Below are 18,855 nucleotides of genomic sequence, written 5' to 3'. Positions count from 1 at the left end.
TGCAGAATTATCCGCCACTGTCACGCGCTTCAATCGTCCAAATAGAAGGCGCTTTTGCCGCCTGCTCGGCCGAGCGGCTGGCGTTGGCGCTGGTATTGTGGAACCCTGGCAACATGTGACGGAAGTTATTGTACCCGTCGTTGCCTTGCAAGCCAGAGTTTTGTTCTCTGGGTGCAACAGGCATGGAACAGTTATGAAGCACACCAGAATCGGGAGGCGAAGTGAAAACAGGCGGTATCGATAGCAGCAGGATCGAGGCGATGATCGCGCAACTGAAGTCGGCGGCCACGCGGCCGGAGGCGAAAGTACCGGCGATCCAGACCGAGATGCCGGCGGCGAAGGTGAATTTTGCCGATGCCTTCAAGAGCGCGCTGGACTCCGTGAGCGGCGCGCAACAGGCGTCGTCGGCGCTGGGGCAGCGCTTTACCATGGGTGACGAAAAGGTCAGCCTGTCGGACGTGATGGTATCGATGCAAAAGTCGAGCATCGAATTCCAGGCGACGGTGCAGGTGAGGAATAAGTTAGTCTCGGCATATCATGAGATCATGAATATGCAGGTTTAACGTATCGCCAAAGCTACTGCGCGGCGCGCTTTGCGGCCTGCGATGCTCGCTGTGCTATAGCACAGCTGCGCGTCTCGGCCGCAAATCATCGCCGCTCGCTACGCTTTTGCGAAACGTTAAGCTTTGACTCTGGATTGAATTAACCCAGCCCCGCCATGCGCGCATTGCGTTCTCGCTCCAGCCGCGTGATATAGCGCTGCACGTGCGCCAGCATGCTGCGCGGCAGGTCGACGAACTGGCAGCCGAGGCGGCGGTTCAGCTTGTTGTTCAGCAAGGTCATGTCCAGCGAATTGCGAATTTGCAAAGTCGCGGTGACGATGCCGACGTCGGGCAGGTCGATACGGCAACCGGGATAGTCCCTGCCGATGGTTTCGCCCAGCATCAGTTTATTGTCGAGGATGGCGATACCGCCGCAGCTGATGTCGGCCAGCGGAAACAGGGTATCGGCGCCGCCCAGCGAGGGCGGCAGGGGAATCGAGACGCGCACGGGATTGCTGACAGGCGTCGTCATGCGGTAATACTCGCGCCGCTGCAGGCGGATCAGTGTTTCTGGAATGGCAATTTTCAAGGCGGGCGTGCCGCCGTAATTACACTCTTCCACCAGGGCGCTGGCAAACAGGATGCGGATCTTGTCGAGCGAGGTTTCAAACGAAATGCCGGTGGCGGCCACCATGCGCCGGTTCTGGTCGGCGTTCACGGAACGGTCGAGGATGACGGTGTTGTGGTCGGCATCGACTTCCAGGATGGACGTGACGCACACATCGGACTCACCGTGGATCAGCATGCGGATCAGCTGGTTCTTTTCGCTGATGCCGCGCAGCAAGGCAATGATTTCCCGCCGCGATTCCACTTCAAAATCATGCCAGTTTTCGAGGCCGGAATCCATAATATGTGCTTGCATTGATGCCTGTCTATGTATCGGTGAGGTGGACGCTGGTGTCGGGCGGCGGCGGAATCGGCCCGCCATTCGCAGATTCAATATGATATAACCAGGCCAGCAGTTCCGCAATCGCCCGATACAGGCCGGGCGGAATCTGGCGGTCCAGGTCGACATCCATCAGCAGCGCCACCAATTCCTTCGATTCATGCACGAACACGCCGTGTTCGCGCGCCGTGCTGATGATCTGATCCGCGATCAGTCCGCTGCCCTTGGCCACTACCTTGGGCGCAGGCGTGCCGCTCTGGTAGGCCAGGGCGACGGCCGTCTGCGGCACCTTGCGCTTGGCGTCGTCAAGCATCGCCGGCTCCCGTTTCCGCCGCCGCGTCGTCGGCCTGCGGCTTGCCGGCGATCGTCAACGATGACAATGGCCATCCGGCCGCTTCCAGCGACGCTTCCAGCCGCGCCGCATGCTGGCGCAAGGTATCGGCGCTGCCTTCGCTGCCCGCTTGCAGCTGGATGGCCACGCGGCCGCCCTGCAAGACCACGTGCGCGGCCAGGTCGCCCAGCAGGGGGAACTGGAAGCGCACATTGCTGCGCCAGGCCGTCGCTTCCTCGTCGGCCTGCGTGCCGTCGCGCTGCTGTCCTTCCGGCGCATCCTTGCTGATATCCCATTGCATCTTCTGCCCGGGCCAGGCTTCGCCCTGCCATTGCACGCGCGCCTGTTCGTGCGTATGCAGCTGTAAATTGATCAGTTGTGCCGAAGCCAGGTCGGTGCCCGTTTTGGCCATGTCGCCCTGTGCCGCCTTCTGCATTTGCGGTTCCAGCAACAGCGAGGCCAGCGGCCGCTTGCCCTCGGCCCATTCGGCCACATGCGATTCATAGAACAGGCCGCTGCTGCCGACGGCATCCTGCAGTTTCTGGGCCACCTGGGCCGGGGCGGCGTTTGGCGTGGCCATCAGCGGCGTCTTGCCGACCAGCGACAGGGGCGCGCCGGGCACGCTTTCTGCTTGGCTGAGCACGGTGCTGATGGCGCGCGCGGTCGTGCTCAGCTCGGGCGCAGGGGTGTCGCCGGCCAGGGCGGGCAGCAGATTGGCTGGCGTCAGGGGGGTACGGCTGAGCAGGGTGGCGGCCGTGCTGCTGGCGCGCGTGCCCGCCTGGGCGGCGCCGGCCTGGGGGCCGCGCAGGTCGGCAGCCTCGGGCTCGGCTTCCGCGTCCGCATATGTCAGCAGGGCGCTGGCGGGCTGGTCGCGGTTATTGCCGATTTGAAAAGAAGGACGGGGATTGATGCCGATCAAGGTCAGCGGGATTTCCGTGCCCGCCTGGGCGCCGGCGGGCAGCTGCATGCGGGCAGGCGTGCCGGCCACGCGCACGAGAAAGCTGCCATCGCCCATCCGGGCCAGCACTTGTCCCTGCATGGATTTGCCGATCAGTCCCTGCAGCGAGCGCTGGAACTCGGCCTGGCGCGGGTCGGCGACGGCATCGGCCGCCCGCGTTGGCTTGACCGGGGTCAGGGGCGTCATGCCGATCGCATCCATCTTCGGCAACATGATAGCTGACCTTGCCCCGTGGGCGTTTAGACGCCGTAGGCGTTGGCCAGGCGCCGTTCGGTGCCGGTGCTGTTGATCAGCTTGGACAATTGCGCCATCCACGGCATGGTGAGGTCGCGGATCTTGCGGTCGTCTTCCAGCATCTGCTTGATCAGGGTGACCTTGCGCTGGCGGCCCGCGCTTTCCAGCACGACTTTTTCTTCATTCGCCTTCAGCGCCTCGACATGCGCGCTCACTTGCTGTTCCAGCGCTTCGAGCTCGTCCCAGTCGGCGTTGCCGGCGGCGGTTACCATCCGGCCCGTCAGAGTCTGCATGGTTTCGTAGGTGGTCAGGACTTCTTGGTTCGTCATCATGGGTCAGGCGCTCGCAAGGCTGGGCATACGTTTCAAATCGGCGCCGGGGATGGCGGCCGGCGTGGTACCGATGGCGTTCCAGGTCTCGCGCAAGTCGGTCAGCAGGCGCTGCACTTCTTCCAGCATGCCAAGATCGTTGTGGATGTTGGCCGCCAGCAGGCGCGCGCTCATGTATTCATACAGGGCGTCGAGGCCTTCGGCGATCTGGCCGCCCGCATCCTTGTCCAGGCTGGCGCGCAAGCCATTGTCGATGATCTGGATGGCTTTCGAGATGGTCTTGCCTTTTTCCGGCACATTGCCCGATTTCATGTGCATCTGCGCGCTGAGCACGGCCACCAGGGCGCCGTCGTACAGCATCACGATCAGCTTGTGCGGCGAGGCCGAGCCGATGCCCGTTTCCAGGCCGACTTTGGCATAGGCATTGACGCCGCGTTGTTGAGTTCCGAACATATGTTTCTCCTGATGATGGCGCTTAGCGGTTGGCGGCGATGGATGCCAGCTGCTGGGTCAAATAGGTTTGCATGCCCTGTAATTTATTCAGCGATACATCCAGGCGCGAATACTGGGCGCGGTAGCGCGTTTCGATGTCGGTCAGCTTTTCGCTGAACTTGTCGCGCTGCGTGGCGATGTTCTTGATCGTTTCGTTGAGCCCCTTGGAGCGGTTGGTGATCATGCCGTCCGTGCCGAGGAAGGACGTGGCCAGGTTATTGAGCTGGTAGGCATAGCCTTGCGAGAAGCTGACGGTGCCGCGCGAACCGGTGGTGCCGCCCGTCACTTCAATTTTCAAACCCTCGGCCGGTGAACCGGCGGCGCCCGTCAGGGTCTGGCCCGAGCCGATCACCGGTTGGCCGCCAAGGGTGCCGGCCACGTCCGCGCCCTTGACGGGCGCGGATGCGCCGAACAGGTCGGTTGGCGCCGTGCCGGTGCCGCTGCTGATGGCGATATTCGAGACGGAGCCATAGCGGCTCGATGCCAGCACCAGCTTGCCCGCACCATCGATGGAAGCCGACACGGTGGCGCCGTTGTCGGAAAAGGACTTCACGCCGTTGATCGAAGACTGGATGATGGACGCCATCTGGGCCGGGGTGTACGTTCCGGCCGGAATGACGACCTGGGCCGTATTCTTGGCAGCGCTGGGCTCGGTATCGTTGAGCGTGATGCTCCACGTGGTGTCGCTGCCTATCGTGGTGGTGGCCGGCATGACGGCGGCCGAAGTGATCGAGCCCTGGCTGGCCATCGTGGTGATCGTCAATTCATAGCTGCCTGGCTTGGTTGCGGCGGTCGAGCTGGTAAAGGCGACGTTGCTGTCGCTGGCCTTGCCCAGTGCGGAAAACAGGCCGGCGATGTCCGTGAAGTTGGCGCTGATGGCTTTGTCGAGCTTGCTGGTATCCAGGGTCAGGCTGCCATCTTTCTGAAAGGAAATGCCGACTTGGCTCAAGGTGCTCAAACTGCTGTTCAAGCCGGTAATCGGCGCGCCCAGCTGCTTGCGCAACTGGCTCTGGATCGATTGCGCGGTCGAGTCGCCCAGCAGGACGCCGCCCTTCTTGGTTTCCGGATCATACGCCGTCATCTTGGCCATCGCCGTATTCAGGTCGTTATAGGCCTTGACGAAGGTATTGATGCTGGTCTTGACGGTGGAGGTATCTTTCTGTACCGACAAGCTGGTGCTGCCGACCTTGGCAATGCCCAGGGTCACGCCTTCGATGGCCGTATCGACGCTGTTGGACGCGCTGGTGATGGCGATGCCGTTGACGCTGAAGTTGGTGTTTTGTGCGGCGCTGTTCTGTTTCAGGTTTTGCGTGCCACCCGCATCGTACGACAGCAAGTCGTTCAGGGCGCTGTCCGGGGGCAGGCCGTCGCTGCCGCTCAGCGAGATTTTCATGGCCGAGTTGGCGCCCGTCTTCGACGAGCTCAAGACCAGGTGATACGGTTTGTCCGTGCCGTCCGAGACGATGCTGGCCGTCACGCCCAGGCCCGCGTTATTGATGGCGTCGCGGATGCCTTGCAAGGTGTTGTTGGTGGCGTCGATCACCACCGTGCCCGTCGCCTGCGTGCCGTCCTGGGTAAAGTTGGTGTTCATGTAGGCGCCACCGGAGCCTGCCGTCAGTCCGGCGGCGGCCGGATTGCTGCCGGCGATGGTGATCGGGCTGGCATTGCTCGAGGCCAGGTTGATGGTGCTGGTCAGCGTCACGTTCGAGCCGTCATTGACCGAGTTCGAGGCATGGCCGATGCCGCCCTTGACCGACCCCGTCACCACTTCTTCGATGTTCAGGTTGGAACCGTCGGCGCGCGTAAATTTCAGGGTGCCGTCGGCCGCCTTGCCGGTGACGGTGATGTTGGCCGCGGCCAGCGCATTCGAGACGGCATTCGGGCCTTCAAGCGTCGTGTCGAGCGACGCGGCCGTGATGCCGCCATTGGCGGCCACGCCGTTGCCCTGGGTAACGATCTCGATGCCGCCCACGGACAGCGAGTAGGTGCCGTCCGCGCCCGTTTCGACGCTGCCGAAGCCGGCGAACATGGTGGCGCTGCTCGACGTCGGCTGGGCCGTGGCGGTCACGCCCGTGGTGCTGCTCTTGGCGTTGATGGCGTCGGCCAGGGCGCGCGCGCTCTTGGTGCTGGCGTCGGTGGGGATGGCGGTGCCGTTGAGTATCAGGGAGCCGTTGCTGATGCCGCTCTGTGCCGTGGTGGCGCCCAGGGCGGTGCCGGTCAAGCCGAAGGTGCCGCCGGCAAGCGAGCCCAGCTGGAAGGAAATCGTCGTCTTGCTGCCCAGGCCGATGGTCGACAGCTTGCTGGCCATGCCGCCCGACATCAGGGTTTGCGACTGGGCCAGCTGGGTGACATTGATGTTGTAGTTGCCGGCCACGGCCTTGGCGCCAGCACTGGCAGACAGCACCAGGGGATCGGCGGGCGTGGCGCTGACGGCGCGGAAGTTATTTGTATTCGACAGGGCCGACAGTGAATTCTGGAAGGTGCTGACGGCGCCACTGAGCGTGCCCATCGCGCTGAGCTTGGCCTGGTAGGAGGCCGTTTTCTTGTCAAAGGTACCCAGCGGCGCGGCTTCAGCCGTCATCAGCTTGTCGATGATGGCATTCACATCCAGGCCGCTGGCGCCGGCGCCGATGCCTATGGATGAAAGTGTAGGTGTGATGGCCACTGAATACTCCTAGGAAAACGCTAATATAAGCTGTTATCGGCAGAATCAATCAGGACTTGAGAGGGGGATTTACCGCGCTGTTTTCAGCGGGAGCAAAAAAGCGGGGAAGAGACGGGAGGATATTGCTTTATTTGTAATGAAAAACGGGGCCGGATAGCCAGGCTACCGAACCCCGTGGTCATGCTGATGCCTGCTGCCGCGATGTCGCATGTCCGTGTGCCAAGCCATCATCAGGCGCTTTGACTGATCAGCGAACCTTTGGCCGAGTCAAAGGTCTTGGACAGTTCCAGGGCTTCCTTGGTGGGAATCTGGCGCAATACTTCCTTGGTTTCCTGGTCGATGACCTTGACGACCGTGCGCTGGCTGTCTTCGTCAATGGAAAACTCCAGGCCTTGCGTCTTCATCTGCGACGACTGGTTCAACTCCGATACCGCCTTGTCCAGCTGCTCGCGGCTGGGCTCCTTGCTGGCTGGCTGTGGTGCAACCGTGCCGTTTTCAGTGGCCGCGCGTGGCGCTGCCGGGCGGGCCGGTGGCGTGTCTGCCGACGCGTAACTCTTGTCTATCCTGGCCGCGGAGGCGGCCGCTATCGTGTCGATAGTCATGGTGCTCTCCTAGTGAAAATTCCCCTGCCGAAAAAATCCGGCAGGGGAATCAGGGTCCTGCGCTGTTGCCTGACTAATCGAGGATTAGCCGCGCAGCAGGCTCAGGACGCCGTTTGGCAGCGAGTTCGCTTGCGCCAGCATGGCCGTACCAGCTTGTTGCAGGATCTGGCCGCGGGTCATGTTGGCCGTTTCCGATGCAAAGTCGGTGTCGACGATGCGGCTGCGCGATGCGGACAGGTTTTCCGTGGTCGATTGCAGGTTGGAAATCGCCGACGAGAAGCGCGATTGCAAAGCACCGTACTGGGCGCGTTGGCCGTTCACCGTTGCCAGTGCTGCATCGGCAATTTTCAGTGCCAGCTGCGCGCCGTCAAACGTCGTCACGTCCAGGGTCGACACGGAGTTCAGGGTCGAACCTTGTGCCGTCGCTTTACCAATCGCCAGGCCGGTGGTGGTGGTTTCCGTGACCGAGAAGCTGTTTTGCGAGTCGAAGGTCACGCGGCCGTTGACCGTGGCGGCGTCGGCAGCGGTGATGATCGATTGCGCTGCAGCTTGTACCTTGCCGTCAGCCTTGTAGCCGTCCACGTCGAACTTGACGTTGGCCGTCGTGCCTTGCGTCAGGCTGATGTTCTCGCCCGATGCATTGGTCAGCTTCATGCCCTTGTTGACGCTGTCGTACTGGGCGGTCACGCCGGTCTTGGCCGTTTGGGCATTGATGGCGTTGATGCCTGCAGCATAGTCGGCTGCGGTCGATGCCGTGCCGCTGACGGCGAACGACACGGTGACTGGCTTGGCGTTATCCGAACCGATGGAGAACGAATACGATTCGGCGCCCAGGTTCAGGTTGACATCCGTTTGTGCCGATGCGGTCACGCCGGTTTTCGCGGTTTGGCTGTTGATGTCGGCGGCGACGGATTTTGCCGTGCTGCCTTTGATGGCATCACCTGCACCTGGTGCCGTTTCGGCGACGGCGGCCGTCGTGTCGACGGTCGTGGTGCCGATGGAGCCGGAAATCGTCAGCTTGCCGACAACTGCATTACCTACGGCATCTTTCTTGACAGCCGATGCATCGTTGGCGATACGGTTGTTACCGTAGGTGTTGGTCAGGAAGTTTGCGCCACTGGCGGAAATCAGCTGATTGGCATCTGCGCCGACCTGGAAGTTGGCCGTACCCATGGTGCCGTCCAGCAGCGCCTGGCCGTTGAACGAGGTGGTTTGGGCGATACGGTTCAATTCCGAACCCAGCTGGCCTACCTCGGTTTGCAGCGCCTGGCGGTCGCTCGACGAGTTGGTGGCGTTCGACGATTGCACGGCCAGTTCGCGGATACGTTGCAGGATGTCGCCCGAGCTTGCCAACGCGCCTTCAGCCGTTTGAGCCAGCGAGACGCCGTCGTTTGCATTGCGGGTGGCTTGGGTCATGCCGCGGATTTGCGACGTCATGCGGTCGGAAATTGCCAGACCAGCGGCGTCATCCTTGGCGCTGTTGATGCGCATACCGGAGGACAGGCGTTGCAGCGAGGTGCTCAGGGCCGACTGCGAGGTCGACAGGTTGCGTTGCGAATTCAGGGACGAGATGTTGGTATTAATTACTGCAGCCATGATAATTCTCCAAACAGGTACTACATTGCGCTATGTGCTAGTCACTTTGGCCTGCCCCGCTGTTCCGGGACAATCAAGCCGCTGTTGTTTAGGGTAACGGTTGCTCTGCGGGAAAATTTATGGCGAAAAGTGCTTTAAATTTTAATTTTTAGCCCTTCAGTTTGCCGCCGGCCGCGCGCTAGACGACATGATTTAAAGAAACTTGAGAGTAAAAATAGTTTTATTTTCATGTCGCGCGGACGCCGGCGGAAGGCGGGAAGGCGATGAATGTTATTGTTTTTGCCATGAAAAATGCCGTCCGGCCGGGTGGCGGGACGGCATGCGGCGAAGCGGCAGGGGTCAGTCCGCCACCACCACTCGGTTCTTGCCCGTCTGCTTGGCCTGGTACATGGCGCGGTCGGCGCGCTTGACCAGTTCGGCCTGGTCTTCGTTGGGCAGGCGCAGGGCCACGCCGGCGGAAAAGGTGATCAGGACTTTTTCGTTGTCGTGCAGGAAGAAATGCCGGGTCAGCTCGCGCTGCAGGCGCGTCATTGTCGACGAGGCCGCCTCGACCGTCGTTTCCGGCAGCAGGATGAGGAATTCCTCGCCGCCGAAGCGGGCGATGACGTCCATCGAGCGCAGGGTTTCCTTGACGATCTTCACCAGGTGTTTCAAGGCGGCATCGCCGGCCAGGTGGCCATAGGTGTCGTTCAGGCGTTTGAAATCGTCCAGGTCCAGCATGGCGATGCACAGGGGCGTGCCGCGGCGGTCGGAACGGGCCGTCTCGCGCTCGAACACATCGTCCAGGCCGCGACGGTTCAGGCTGCCCGTCAGCTGGTCTTCCCGCACCAGTTCGCTCATATGCTGGAGCTTCGCTTCCAGGGTGTGGATGCGCTGTTCCGCATCCTGCACTTCCTGGCGCGCCAGCACCATCTTGTCGCGTGCGCGCAAGGCCTCGTTCTGCACCATGCGCGTTTCGCGCAAGACTTCGTCGAGAACGCTGTTCAATTCGCTGATATTTTCCGCCTGGCTGATCTTTTCCGAATAGCCGCCGATCTTTTCATGGAAGTCGCCCGTGCTGGCCGCCACTTGCCCCAGGCGGTCGATGAAGGTCATCATCATGTTCTTGACCGTCAGCTTGACGTCGGACAGGCTGTGCTTGAGCTGGCTTTGCTTGTAGATGACTTCCTTCAGGCTGCGCGTGGCGTCTTCCAGCGCGCGCTGGTCGAGCGGGCCGGCGATCAGGTTTTGCACGGCGTCGACCTGGCCGCGCAGCCAGCTGTCGTCGTCGAGCAACTGGCTGACGTTGTCGAGCAGCAGCTTGAACAGGCGCAGCAGCAATTCCTGCTGCTCGGCCGTGTCGCCGCTTTTGAGTTCGATCTGGTAGCACAGCTGTTTCAGGCGCAGGGCCGCTTCGTTCAGCGCCTCTTCCGTATGAGCCTGCTTGATGGCCGCGCCCAAGGACTCTGCCTCTTCCACCAGGGCGGGCGTACCCGTCAACAAGGTGGCGACGGCAAAGCCCAAGGTGCGGCTGAGCAACTCACGCAGGGTGCGCGTCTGTTCGCCGTCCGGCAGGGGCGGCAATTCGATGCCGCCGCCTTTCTTGACCTGTTTTTCCGCCAGTTGCGCCAGGGTGCGCGCATAGCCGTCCCAGTCGCGCGCTTTCAGGGCGCGCTGGAAACGCTTGCCAAAGTCGCCCAGTTCGCCCGCCGATTCGCTCATCTTGGCGGCGAATTGCGTCAGGACGTTTTCCGCGCCACCGTCCAGCGGGGCGCTGGCGGCCAGCACGGCTGCCGGCGTGGCAGGACTGTCCGCCGGTTCGCTGATGCCGGCGATTTCATTGTAAATCTCGCGGTAGGCGCTCGGCGTGGGGGCGATGCGGCGCGTGGCCAGGCGGCGAAACGCTTCGCGGGCGATATCGGCCGGGTTCATCGCCGCAGCGGCGGTATTCGTGGCGCCAGCGGGCGCGCCTGCTGGTGAGGATGGCAATTTACTGGACATGTAGGCACAGCCTTTTTAGATATTTCTCATTATCCTCATGATAGGCGAGTTGGCAAAGAACTTATTGTGCGAGAAGCAAGGAGAAGTCCTGTCAATTCGCCCGATGCCAGCGGGCATGCAGCTTTGCCGTCAATCGACCAGCTGGTTGCGGATGGCGTAATGCGTCAGTTCGGCGCTATTCTTGAGTTTCATCTTGACCAGCAGGCGGGCGCGGTATTCGCTGACGGTTTTCACGGACAATTTGAGCTCTTCGGCGATGGCGCCCACCGCCTTGCCTGAGGCGATCATCACCAGGGTCTGGTATTCGCGGTCCGAGAGCGTGTCGTGCAAGGCCGTTTCGTGGTCTTCGCCCACCGTGTTGGCCAGTTCCTGCGCCAGCGAGGCGCTGATGTATTTCAAGCCCTGCGCCACCTGGCGGATGGCCGTGACCAGTTCACGCGGCGCACTCTGTTTCGTCAGGTAGCCGGCCGCGCCCGCCTTGAGCGAGCGGATCGCGTACTGGTCCTCGCGGTGCATGGACAGCATCAGCACGGCCAGTTCCGGTTTTTCCTTCTTGATCTGCTTGAGCACCTCGATGCCGCTGCGGTCGGGCAGGGAGATGTCGAGCAGCAACACCTGGCATTTCGAGCCGCGGAACAGTTTGATGGCATCGTGGCCATTTTCGGCCTCGCCGGCCACGATGATGTCCTTCGTATCGGCGAGGATTTGCTTCAAGCCTTCGCGCACGATCGCGTGATCGTCGGCGATGAATACCCGGATGGTGGCTTTTTCTTTCATGACTGCGTTGTTTCCTATCTAATTCACCCACTAGGCCGCGTCTGGCGGCGGCCCGCTGTGCGCGGGCGCACTGGCTGCAGCCGCTATTATCGCCTCTCGCGGCGTGGTCAGACGGATTTTTATGCTGAGGATGGTGCCGCCGTCCGGCCCGTCCATCAGGCTCAGGGTGCCGCCCAGCGCGCTGGCCCGTTCGGCCATGCCGCGGATGCCGAACGACTGCGGCTTGGCGCGGTCGGACAGGCGCATGCCGACGCCATTGTCGGCGATCGACAGGCTGATATGCTGGCGCTGCCGGGCCAGGCGCACGCTGACCTTGCTTGCCTGCGCATGTTTGGCGATGTTCGTCAGCGCCTCCTGGGCGATACGGAACAGGCTGGTCGCCTGGTCCAGCTCCAGGTCGATGTGCTGGCGGTTCGAAATGAACTGGCATGCGATGCCGGCCTGGCGCGCGAATTCCTTCACCTGCCAGTCCAGCGCGGCGACCAGGCCCAGGTCCAGCATGGAGGGCCGCAAGTCCAGCGAAATGCGGTGCACGGCGTCGATGCTGCGGTCGACCAGGGCATCGACATAGTCGGCCTTTTCCTGCAGCAGCGGGTCGTCCGGCGGCAGGCGGCGCGCCAGCATGGCCAGCGCCATCTTGATCGCTGTCAGATTGCCGCCCAGATCATCGTGCAGTTCGCGCGCCAGGCGCGTGCGTTCGTGTTCCTTGACCTTGTCGATATGCGCCGTCAGCTCGGCCAGGCGCGCGCGCGACTGGCGCACTTCGATCTGTTCGAGCCGGCTTTCCGTGATATTCGTCATGATGCCTTCCCACTGCACAGTGCCGTCTGCCAGCGCGCGCGGCGTCGAGCGCAGGTTGATCCATTTGACGTCCTTCCAGGCATCGATCCAGATCCGGCCTTCCCAGTTCCAGCTCCACAAGGCGCTTTTCGAGGCCTGCATCGATTCCAGATACGAGGCGCGGTCATCGGCCAGGATCAGCTGGTAAAACAGTTCCGGGCGCGCGTGCAGCAGTGCCGGGCTCAGGCCCAGCAGGGCCTGGCAACCATCGCTCAGGTAGGGGAAGGCGGCGCGTCCGTCCGCATGCAGGCAGAACTGGTACACGAGGCCCGGCGTATTCGAGACGATGGCGTTGAAGCGCGACTGCACTTGCGCCAGGGCGGCGGCCGTCGCCTGCGGCGTGCGCAAGTCCTCGCCTTCGGCCAGCAGCAGGGCGCGCCCCTGGCGCTGGGCGCGCGACAAATGCAGGCTGAGCGAATACAGGCTGCCGTCGCGGCGCCGCTGCTGCACGTGCAGCCGGGCTTGCGCACCGATGCTGTCGTCCAGGGTGGCCAGCACGGCGGCCAGCTGCTGCGCCTCGAGCTGTGGCGCCAGCGTGAGGGGCGTCATCGCCAGCAATTCCTTGCGCGCATACTGCAGGTTGTCGCAGGCGGCATCGTTGGCGTCCAGCAATTGCAAGCTGGCCGCGTCGTACAGGTAGATTTCCGGCGCCGCCGCGCGCAGGGCGGGGGCCAGCCGGGGAGTGTCGTGCATGGAGTTGCCTTTCTTCATCAGCGGCGGGCGCGCCAGAAGGCGGCAAAGCGGCGCAGCACCCTGGCTGGGCGGGAATTATGGCGCCCTGGCGTGCCCTTGCGCAAGCGCTGCCACCAGGCGCGGCGGGCGCGGCCCAGCGCTGCCGACAGGCGGCTGACACGGCGCCACGGGCGCGTGGCGCGCAGCCGGGCGATCCAGCGGTCCTTGGTTTCCATGAATAGGCCATGCCAGCGGGCAAACCACGGCAAACTGAGCAGGGTAGGGCGCGTCAGCGAATACAGGCGCGCGACAGCGGCCGCGCCGCCCAGCTTGGCGATGACGATCACGCCGATGCCGGAAAATGCATGGCCGCGCGCGATCGCCAGCAGGGCCAGCAGCTTGACGGGAAACAGCAGCACGGCCGGCAGCACGAAGATGGCCAGCGCCCAGTACGGCGGCAGACGCTTGATCCACGCTTCGAGCGCATGCAGCGGCGGAAATTGCGACACCACCTGCATGATGCGCGCGCCCGTCGCCCACAGCCATTCCTCGATCAGCAGGCAGATGGCGGCCAGGTAGACCAGCGGCGCGAACAGCCAGCGCCTGACTCTGTAGAATTTTTTCATCCGTCTCCGTGTGCGGCCCACGTTTGCCGCGATTGCCACGATGATACGTCAAAAAAGCCCGCCTGCCCCCGCATCCCGTGTGCCCGCGGCGCCGTGGCGGGGCTACAATAGGCGGATGAATAAAGCCTTTGTAAAAGAATCCGACAACGACGACGATGAAGAGGCCGCCGCGCTGGCGCTGGCCATTCCCGCCGGCGCCAAGAACTACATCACGCCGGCCGGCTACCAGCGCATCAAGGAAGAGCTGCTGCAGCTGATCGACGTCGACCGTCCGGAAGTGGTGCGCATCGTCCATTGGGCGGCGTCGAATGGCGACCGCTCGGAAAATGGCGACTATATCTACGGCAAGCGGCGCCTGCGCGAAATCGATCGCCGCATCCGCTTCCTCACCAAGCGCATGGACCTGGCCGCCATCGTCGACCCCAGCGTGCACCATGGCAACGACCAGGTGTTTTTCGGCGCCACCGTAACCTACCGCACCAGCGACGGCGAAACGCACACCATCACCATCGTCGGCATCGACGAATTCGATCCCCTGAACGGCAAGATCAGCTGGGTCTCGCCCATGGCCCGCACCATCACCAAGGCACGCGAAGGCGACGTGATCACCCTCAACACGCCGCTGGGCGAGCAGGAACTGGAATTGCTGGAAGTGACGTATCCGGCGCCGGGGGATGTTGCTTGAACGAATGTTGAGGTGTAAAACACCTGGAAAACCGTAGCGAGCGGCAGCGAGTTGTGGCTGAGAAGCACAGCTGTGCCTGAGCACAGCGAGCATCGCAGGCCGCAAATCGCGACGCGCAGTAGGTTTAACAGGTGTTTTTAGTTACGTTCGCGCAGGATGCGGTTGACGCCGGCCACGCGGCGCACATTGCGCAGCAGGGCGGCCAGGTGGACGCGGTCTTTCACCTGCACGGTGAAGCGCAGCTGGTCGAGGACGTTGTCCTTGTCTTCGTCCATGCCCACATAGATGATGTTGGCATCGGATTCGCCGATTTCGGCGGCCACGCGGGCGAGGATGCCCCGCTCGCTGTTGATCAGCACCTTGATGCGGCAGTCGAAGCGGCGGTTCAGTTCGGTTCCCCAGCGCACGGCGATCCAGCGGTCCGGTTCCTTGGCGCGCTGGCGTTTCGCTTGCGAGCAGTCGCTCGTGTGCACGAGCAAGCCCTGGTCGCGGCGCAGCTGGCCGATGATCTGGTCGCCCGGAATCGGCAGGCAGCATGGCGCCAGCTGCACGGACACGCCTTCGCTGCCGCAGATGGTGACGGGGTCCAGTTCGCTGCCGCTATTGTGTTCCACCGGCATGCTGGCCGCTTCGCCGCCGATCAGGCCGAAGATGTGGCGCGCCACCAGCGTGGCCATGCGCTTGCCGATGCCGATGTCCGCGTACAGCTCGTCCATGGAATTGGCGCTCGATTCGTTGAGCAGGCGTTCGACCAATGGCGCCGGCAGCTCGGCGCCGATGTTCAGTGTATGCAGCGCCTGCGACAGCAGCTGCTGGCCCAGGGCGATCGATTCGGGCAGGTTGATCGTGCGCAAATGGTGGCGGATGGCCGAACGGGCCTTGCCGGTGCGCACGAACGACAGCCACGTCGGGCTGGGGCGCGACGAGGAATCGGTGATGATTTCCACGATGTCGCCATTGTGCAGCTCGGTGCGCAGGGGCGAGGTTTCGTTGTTGATCTTGACGGCCACGGTCTGGTCGCCGATGCCTGTGTGGATCGAGTAGGCGAAGTCGATGGCCGTGGCGCCGCGCGGCAGGGCGATGATCTTCGACTTCGGCGTAAACACGTAGACGGAGTCGGGGAACAGGTCGACCTTGACGTGTTCGAGGAATTCGGCCGAGTCGCCCGTCTGCTGCTGGATGTCGAGCAAGGATTGCAGCCATGCATGCGTGCGCTGCTGCAGGTCGGACGGGTTCGATTCGCCGCTCTTGTACAGCCAGTGCGCCGCCACGCCCGATTCGGCCGTGCGGTGCATTTCCTGCGTGCGGATCTGGAATTCGACGGGGGTGCCGTACGGACCGATGACGGTCGTGTGCAGCGACTGGTAGCCGTTCAGCTTGCGGATCGCGATGTAATCCTTGAACTTGCCCGGCATGGGCTTGTACAGGCTGTGCAGGGTGCCCAGGGTGACGTAGCAGTCGGCAAAGCTGCCCACCACCACGCGGAAGCCGTACACGTCCAGCACTTGCGAGAACGACAAGTGCTTGTTGCGCATCTTTTTGTAGATGTCGTACAGGGTCTTTTCGCGGCCCGTGACTTCAGCCTCGAGTTCGGCCATGGACAGGGTGCTCTTCACCGCTTCCATGATCTTGTTGACCACTTCGCGCCGGTTGCCGCGCGCCGCCTTGACGGCTTTGGCCAGGGTGCGGTAGCGCATCGGATACAGGTGCGAGAACGACAGGTCCTGCAGCTCGTGGTAGATGTTGTTCAGGCCGAGGCGGTGCGCGATCGGCACGTACACTTCCATGGTCTCGCTGGCGATGCGGCGTTTTTTCGCCGCCGTCATGAAGTCCAGCGTGCGCATATTGTGCAGGCGGTCGGCCAGCTTGATGAGGATCACGCGCACGTCGGACGCCATGGCCAGCAGCATCTTGCGGAAGTTCTCCGCCTGCGCTTCGATCTGGCTCTGGAATTCGATCTTTTCCAGCTTCGACAGGCCGTCGACCAGGTGCGCCACGGGCGCGCCGAAGCGCTCGATCAATTCTTCCTTCTTGACGTCCTGGTCTTCCATGACGTCATGCAGGAGGGCGGCCATGATGGCTTGCGCATCGAGCTTCCAGTCGGCGCAGATTTCGGCGACGGCGATCGGATGCGAGATATACGGCTCGCCCGAGCGGCGCATCTGGCCCAGGTGCATTTCGTCGGAGAAGCGGTAGGCTTCCTTGACTTTTTTCAGGTCGGCGGGAGACAGGTATTCGGCCAGCTTCTCGGTCAGGTGGCTGACGGAGGCCACGCCGAGGGCGGGCGCTGGCGGTACTGCGGGGGGGGTGCCGCCGGACGTGCCGGCGCCGGGCGCGGAAGCGCCCTGCGATTTTGCCGCCTGGCGCGGGGCCAGGGGCGGCAGTGCTGCGGAAGTCGTGTCGGCTGGGGTCAGACTCATAAAACGTCGCGTTGCTTCACAGTGTGAATAAAGAATACGGTAGAACCAGGGGTCAGCACTGTTCCGGCACGCGGGTTCCCACTTACATCGGGACCTTTTTCAGCATTTCGATGCCGACTTTACCGGCAGCGATTTCACGCAGTGCGACGACGGTAGGCTTGTCCTTGGCTTCCACCTTGGGGGTGTGGCCTTGCAACAACTGACGTGCGCGATAGGTCGCAGCCAGGGTCAGCTGGAAACGGTTAGGGATCTGCTTCAGGCAATCTTCGATTGTGATACGGGCCATAGTAACTCCTAAATTGTGTGCGTGGTGCTGTGTGAACTGGCGTGCCGTTGCAGCGTATTATTCTGCGTGCAGGCCCAGCTGGGCGAATAGCGATGCGTTGCGGGCCGCTTGTTGCGCAAACCGGCAACGGGCCGCTCTCACGATCGCGCTCAGTTCGGACAAAGCGACCGTAAACTCTTCATTGATAATAACATACTCGAACTCGGGAGCGTGTGCGATTTCGCCGCCGGCCGCCAGCAGGCGGCGCGTGATCACGTGCGGCTCGTCCTGGCCGCGCTTGTTCAGGCGTTCTTCCAGCGCATCGATCGATGGGGGCAGGATGAAAATGCCGGCCGCGCGGGGAAATTGCTTGCGCACCTGACGCGCGCCTTGCCAGTCGATTTCCAGCAGGATATCGGTGCCGGCGGCCATTTGCTGTTCCACCATGATGCGCGAGGTGCCGTAGTAATTGCCGTGCACTTCCGCCCATTCCAGGAATTCGCCCTGGTCGGCGCGCGCGACAAAGTCTTCCGCCGTCGTGAAATAGTACTCGCGGCCATGCTGCTCGCCCGGACGCGGCGGGCGCGTGGTGGTCGAGATCGACAGTTTGATGCCGGGCTCTTGCGCCAGCAATGCATTGACCAGTGTCGATTTGCCGGCGCCCGATGGCGCGGCGACCACGAACAGGCTGCCGGAGAAGGCGGTTGTGAGACTCATGCGTATTTTTCCATATTTTGTGGCGGGCGGCAGCGTTGTGGCATGCAAAGGCAGCGCCCAAAGGCGTATTTTACCAAGACGGCGCTTTCCGGTCATCAATTTAAACTGCGACTTCTGTCTTCCTGATGGCAGTCATTGATCCTGTGCCGTCTGGCATTTCTCATGGCTGTCGGATACCACCTGCCACAGCATCATGCCATTTGTTTCCCAGCAGGTAAAAACAATCCTGTTTTTCGTCCGGTGCTTGTGCTAAAACAGCTCGGCTGTCTTTGTATAGCAGTAAATTTCACAAGCCTTATAGCATTGCTTCAGACTATTTCTGCTGCGCTTGGCGTGCTTACTGTGTGGTCGTGCCAATGTTTGCGCGTCGAATAAGCGTCCTTGTTCTTGACGGTCACAACAGAGGGAATCCAATGAAAATGCACAAAAGTATGTTGATTGTATTGTCGCAACTGGCTTTGCTAACGGCTTGCAGTAGCACCGCTGTCCATTCTGAAGCAGCCGATAAGGTGGTGGTTGCGAGTCAGGTTACGGAAGTCGTGCTTCCGCAAGACTGCAGTGCTGAATCTCACAAGTTGGTCAAAGAGCGTGCAGATGGTAGCGATATGCATGCGCAGCATCTGATGGGCATCAAGGCGCTTTATGGAGTTTGTGACGATCCCAGCTTGGACGTGGCGATTTTTTATTTGTCCAAATCGGCCAAGCAATTTTTTCCACCTTCCATGTTTCATCTCGCTACCGCTTTGCAGCTTGGTGGCATTACGAGTGATAGGGAGTTGCTCGATTTATTCCGTGGTGCTGCCGAGCGCGGCTTTTCCAAGGCAGAATACAACGTAGTTGCCTATTATCTGGATATACATTCCCCGGTTCACGATATTGCGCAAGGCTATGCATGGCATGCCTTTTGCGCGCCCCATGACTTTTTTTGCAGTATGGATGAATTTGACAGGCGCTTGTCGCGCATGAGCAAAATCGAGCTTGCAAGAGGGGAATTACTGAAAGCCAAGCTTTTTGAAAAAATGAAAACTGTTGAAAAAATGAGTGACGTATTTTGTTGCCGTGGCACGTCTTTTGGTGCGGAAATGGGCAGGCATTAATGAGCAAATATATCACTGCGGCAAACGTGCGGCTTTAATGAACGCGATAGCTGTCGAGCGTGGCATTCGATGTCTGCACTT

The 18,855-nt window shown here is 61.8% G+C and carries 18 protein-coding genes; 3 read left to right on the top strand and 15 right to left on the bottom strand.

The genetic code is table 11. The features are described 5' to 3' along the window. The first annotated feature begins 260 nt into the window (after positions 1 to 260). Positions 261 to 563, top strand: a complete 303-nt coding sequence (gene fliE / locus ACQ4W4_RS04270; protein ID WP_436540904.1) for a flagellar hook-basal body complex protein FliE — start codon at positions 261 to 263, stop codon at positions 561 to 563. 139 nt (positions 564 to 702) lie between these two features. Here fliE and ACQ4W4_RS04265 read toward each other — a convergent pair whose 3' ends face one another. The 12 genes from ACQ4W4_RS04265 to ACQ4W4_RS04210 form a co-directional block, all read right to left on the bottom strand. Then, positions 703 to 1,449 (bottom strand): flagellar brake protein, encoded by a 747-nt coding sequence (locus tag ACQ4W4_RS04265; protein ID WP_092711001.1) that lies wholly within the window; start codon positions 1,447 to 1,449, stop codon positions 703 to 705. Between the two features lie 25 nt (positions 1,450 to 1,474). After that, positions 1,475 to 1,801 (bottom strand): EscU/YscU/HrcU family type III secretion system export apparatus switch protein, encoded by a 327-nt coding sequence (locus ACQ4W4_RS04260; protein WP_152254657.1) that lies wholly within the window; start codon positions 1,799 to 1,801, stop codon positions 1,475 to 1,477. Then, on the bottom strand, positions 1,794 to 2,990 hold the full coding sequence (gene fliK / locus ACQ4W4_RS04255) for a flagellar hook-length control protein FliK (protein WP_436540903.1): 1,197 nt from the start codon (positions 2,988 to 2,990) through the stop codon (positions 1,794 to 1,796). Before fliK ends, ACQ4W4_RS04260 begins: the two co-directional genes overlap by 8 nt. Positions 2,991 to 3,016: 26 nt before the next feature. Continuing rightward, positions 3,017 to 3,343 (bottom strand): flagellar protein FliT, encoded by a 327-nt coding sequence (locus tag ACQ4W4_RS04250; protein WP_436540902.1) that lies wholly within the window; start codon positions 3,341 to 3,343, stop codon positions 3,017 to 3,019. Positions 3,344 to 3,346: 3 nt separating this feature from the next. Then, complete coding sequence (gene fliS, locus ACQ4W4_RS04245; protein WP_436540901.1) at positions 3,347 to 3,793, bottom strand: flagellar export chaperone FliS; 447 nt, start codon at positions 3,791 to 3,793, stop codon at positions 3,347 to 3,349. Between the two features lie 22 nt (positions 3,794 to 3,815). Next, positions 3,816 to 6,497, bottom strand: a complete 2,682-nt coding sequence (gene fliD, locus ACQ4W4_RS04240; RefSeq protein ID WP_436540900.1) for a flagellar filament capping protein FliD — start codon at positions 6,495 to 6,497, stop codon at positions 3,816 to 3,818. 230 nt (positions 6,498 to 6,727) lie between these two features. Continuing rightward, positions 6,728 to 7,099, bottom strand: a complete 372-nt coding sequence (locus ACQ4W4_RS04235; protein WP_436540899.1) for a flagellar protein FlaG — start codon at positions 7,097 to 7,099, stop codon at positions 6,728 to 6,730. A gap of 84 nt (positions 7,100 to 7,183) precedes the next feature. Then, on the bottom strand, positions 7,184 to 8,695 hold the full coding sequence (locus ACQ4W4_RS04230) for a flagellin N-terminal helical domain-containing protein (protein WP_436540898.1): 1,512 nt from the start codon (positions 8,693 to 8,695) through the stop codon (positions 7,184 to 7,186). Between the two features lie 339 nt (positions 8,696 to 9,034). Then, positions 9,035 to 10,606 (bottom strand): diguanylate cyclase, encoded by a 1,572-nt coding sequence (locus ACQ4W4_RS04225; RefSeq protein WP_436541118.1) that lies wholly within the window; start codon positions 10,604 to 10,606, stop codon positions 9,035 to 9,037. Between the two features lie 198 nt (positions 10,607 to 10,804). Continuing rightward, the gene (locus ACQ4W4_RS04220; RefSeq protein WP_034753998.1) at positions 10,805 to 11,452 is read right to left on the bottom strand and encodes a response regulator; all 648 of its coding nucleotides are present in this window, start codon (positions 11,450 to 11,452) and stop codon (positions 10,805 to 10,807) included. Between the two features lie 30 nt (positions 11,453 to 11,482). Then, positions 11,483 to 12,985 carry a sensor histidine kinase gene (locus tag ACQ4W4_RS04215; RefSeq protein ID WP_436540897.1) on the bottom strand — a complete coding sequence of 501 codons (1,503 nt, stop codon included), beginning with the start codon at positions 12,983 to 12,985 and terminating at the stop codon, positions 11,483 to 11,485. Positions 12,986 to 13,002: 17 nt separating this feature from the next. Then, positions 13,003 to 13,590 carry a hypothetical protein gene (locus ACQ4W4_RS04210; RefSeq protein ID WP_099408922.1) on the bottom strand — a complete coding sequence of 196 codons (588 nt, stop codon included), beginning with the start codon at positions 13,588 to 13,590 and terminating at the stop codon, positions 13,003 to 13,005. Positions 13,591 to 13,705: 115 nt separating this feature from the next. Between ACQ4W4_RS04210 and greB the strand changes: the two genes are divergently transcribed. Further along, on the top strand, positions 13,706 to 14,275 hold the full coding sequence (gene greB, locus ACQ4W4_RS04205) for a transcription elongation factor GreB (protein WP_436540896.1): 570 nt from the start codon (positions 13,706 to 13,708) through the stop codon (positions 14,273 to 14,275). Between the two features lie 137 nt (positions 14,276 to 14,412). On the opposite strand, the gene ACQ4W4_RS04200 is transcribed toward greB, so the two are convergent. The 3 genes from ACQ4W4_RS04200 to gmk form a co-directional block, all read right to left on the bottom strand. After that, complete coding sequence (locus tag ACQ4W4_RS04200; RefSeq protein ID WP_436540895.1) at positions 14,413 to 16,695, bottom strand: RelA/SpoT family protein; 2,283 nt, start codon at positions 16,693 to 16,695, stop codon at positions 14,413 to 14,415. Between the two features lie 82 nt (positions 16,696 to 16,777). Further along, on the bottom strand, positions 16,778 to 16,981 hold the full coding sequence (gene rpoZ, locus ACQ4W4_RS04195; protein WP_010400723.1) for a DNA-directed RNA polymerase subunit omega: 204 nt from the start codon (positions 16,979 to 16,981) through the stop codon (positions 16,778 to 16,780). A gap of 57 nt (positions 16,982 to 17,038) precedes the next feature. Then, complete coding sequence (gmk, locus tag ACQ4W4_RS04190; protein ID WP_436540894.1) at positions 17,039 to 17,677, bottom strand: guanylate kinase; 639 nt, start codon at positions 17,675 to 17,677, stop codon at positions 17,039 to 17,041. 413 nt (positions 17,678 to 18,090) lie between these two features. Here gmk and ACQ4W4_RS04185 point away from each other — a divergent pair, with 413 nt between their 5' ends. Further along, entirely contained in the window at positions 18,091 to 18,774 is a 684-nt protein-coding gene (locus ACQ4W4_RS04185; RefSeq protein ID WP_436540893.1) for a tetratricopeptide repeat protein, read from the top strand. Positions 18,775 to 18,855 lie beyond the last annotated feature (81 nt).

It is taken from the genome of Janthinobacterium glycogeni (assembly GCF_051380725.1).
GTDB lineage: Bacteria > Pseudomonadota > Gammaproteobacteria > Burkholderiales > Burkholderiaceae_D > Janthinobacterium.
Note: the sequence above shows the minus strand (reverse complement) of the source record. Positions and strands in the feature narration are given on the sequence as shown.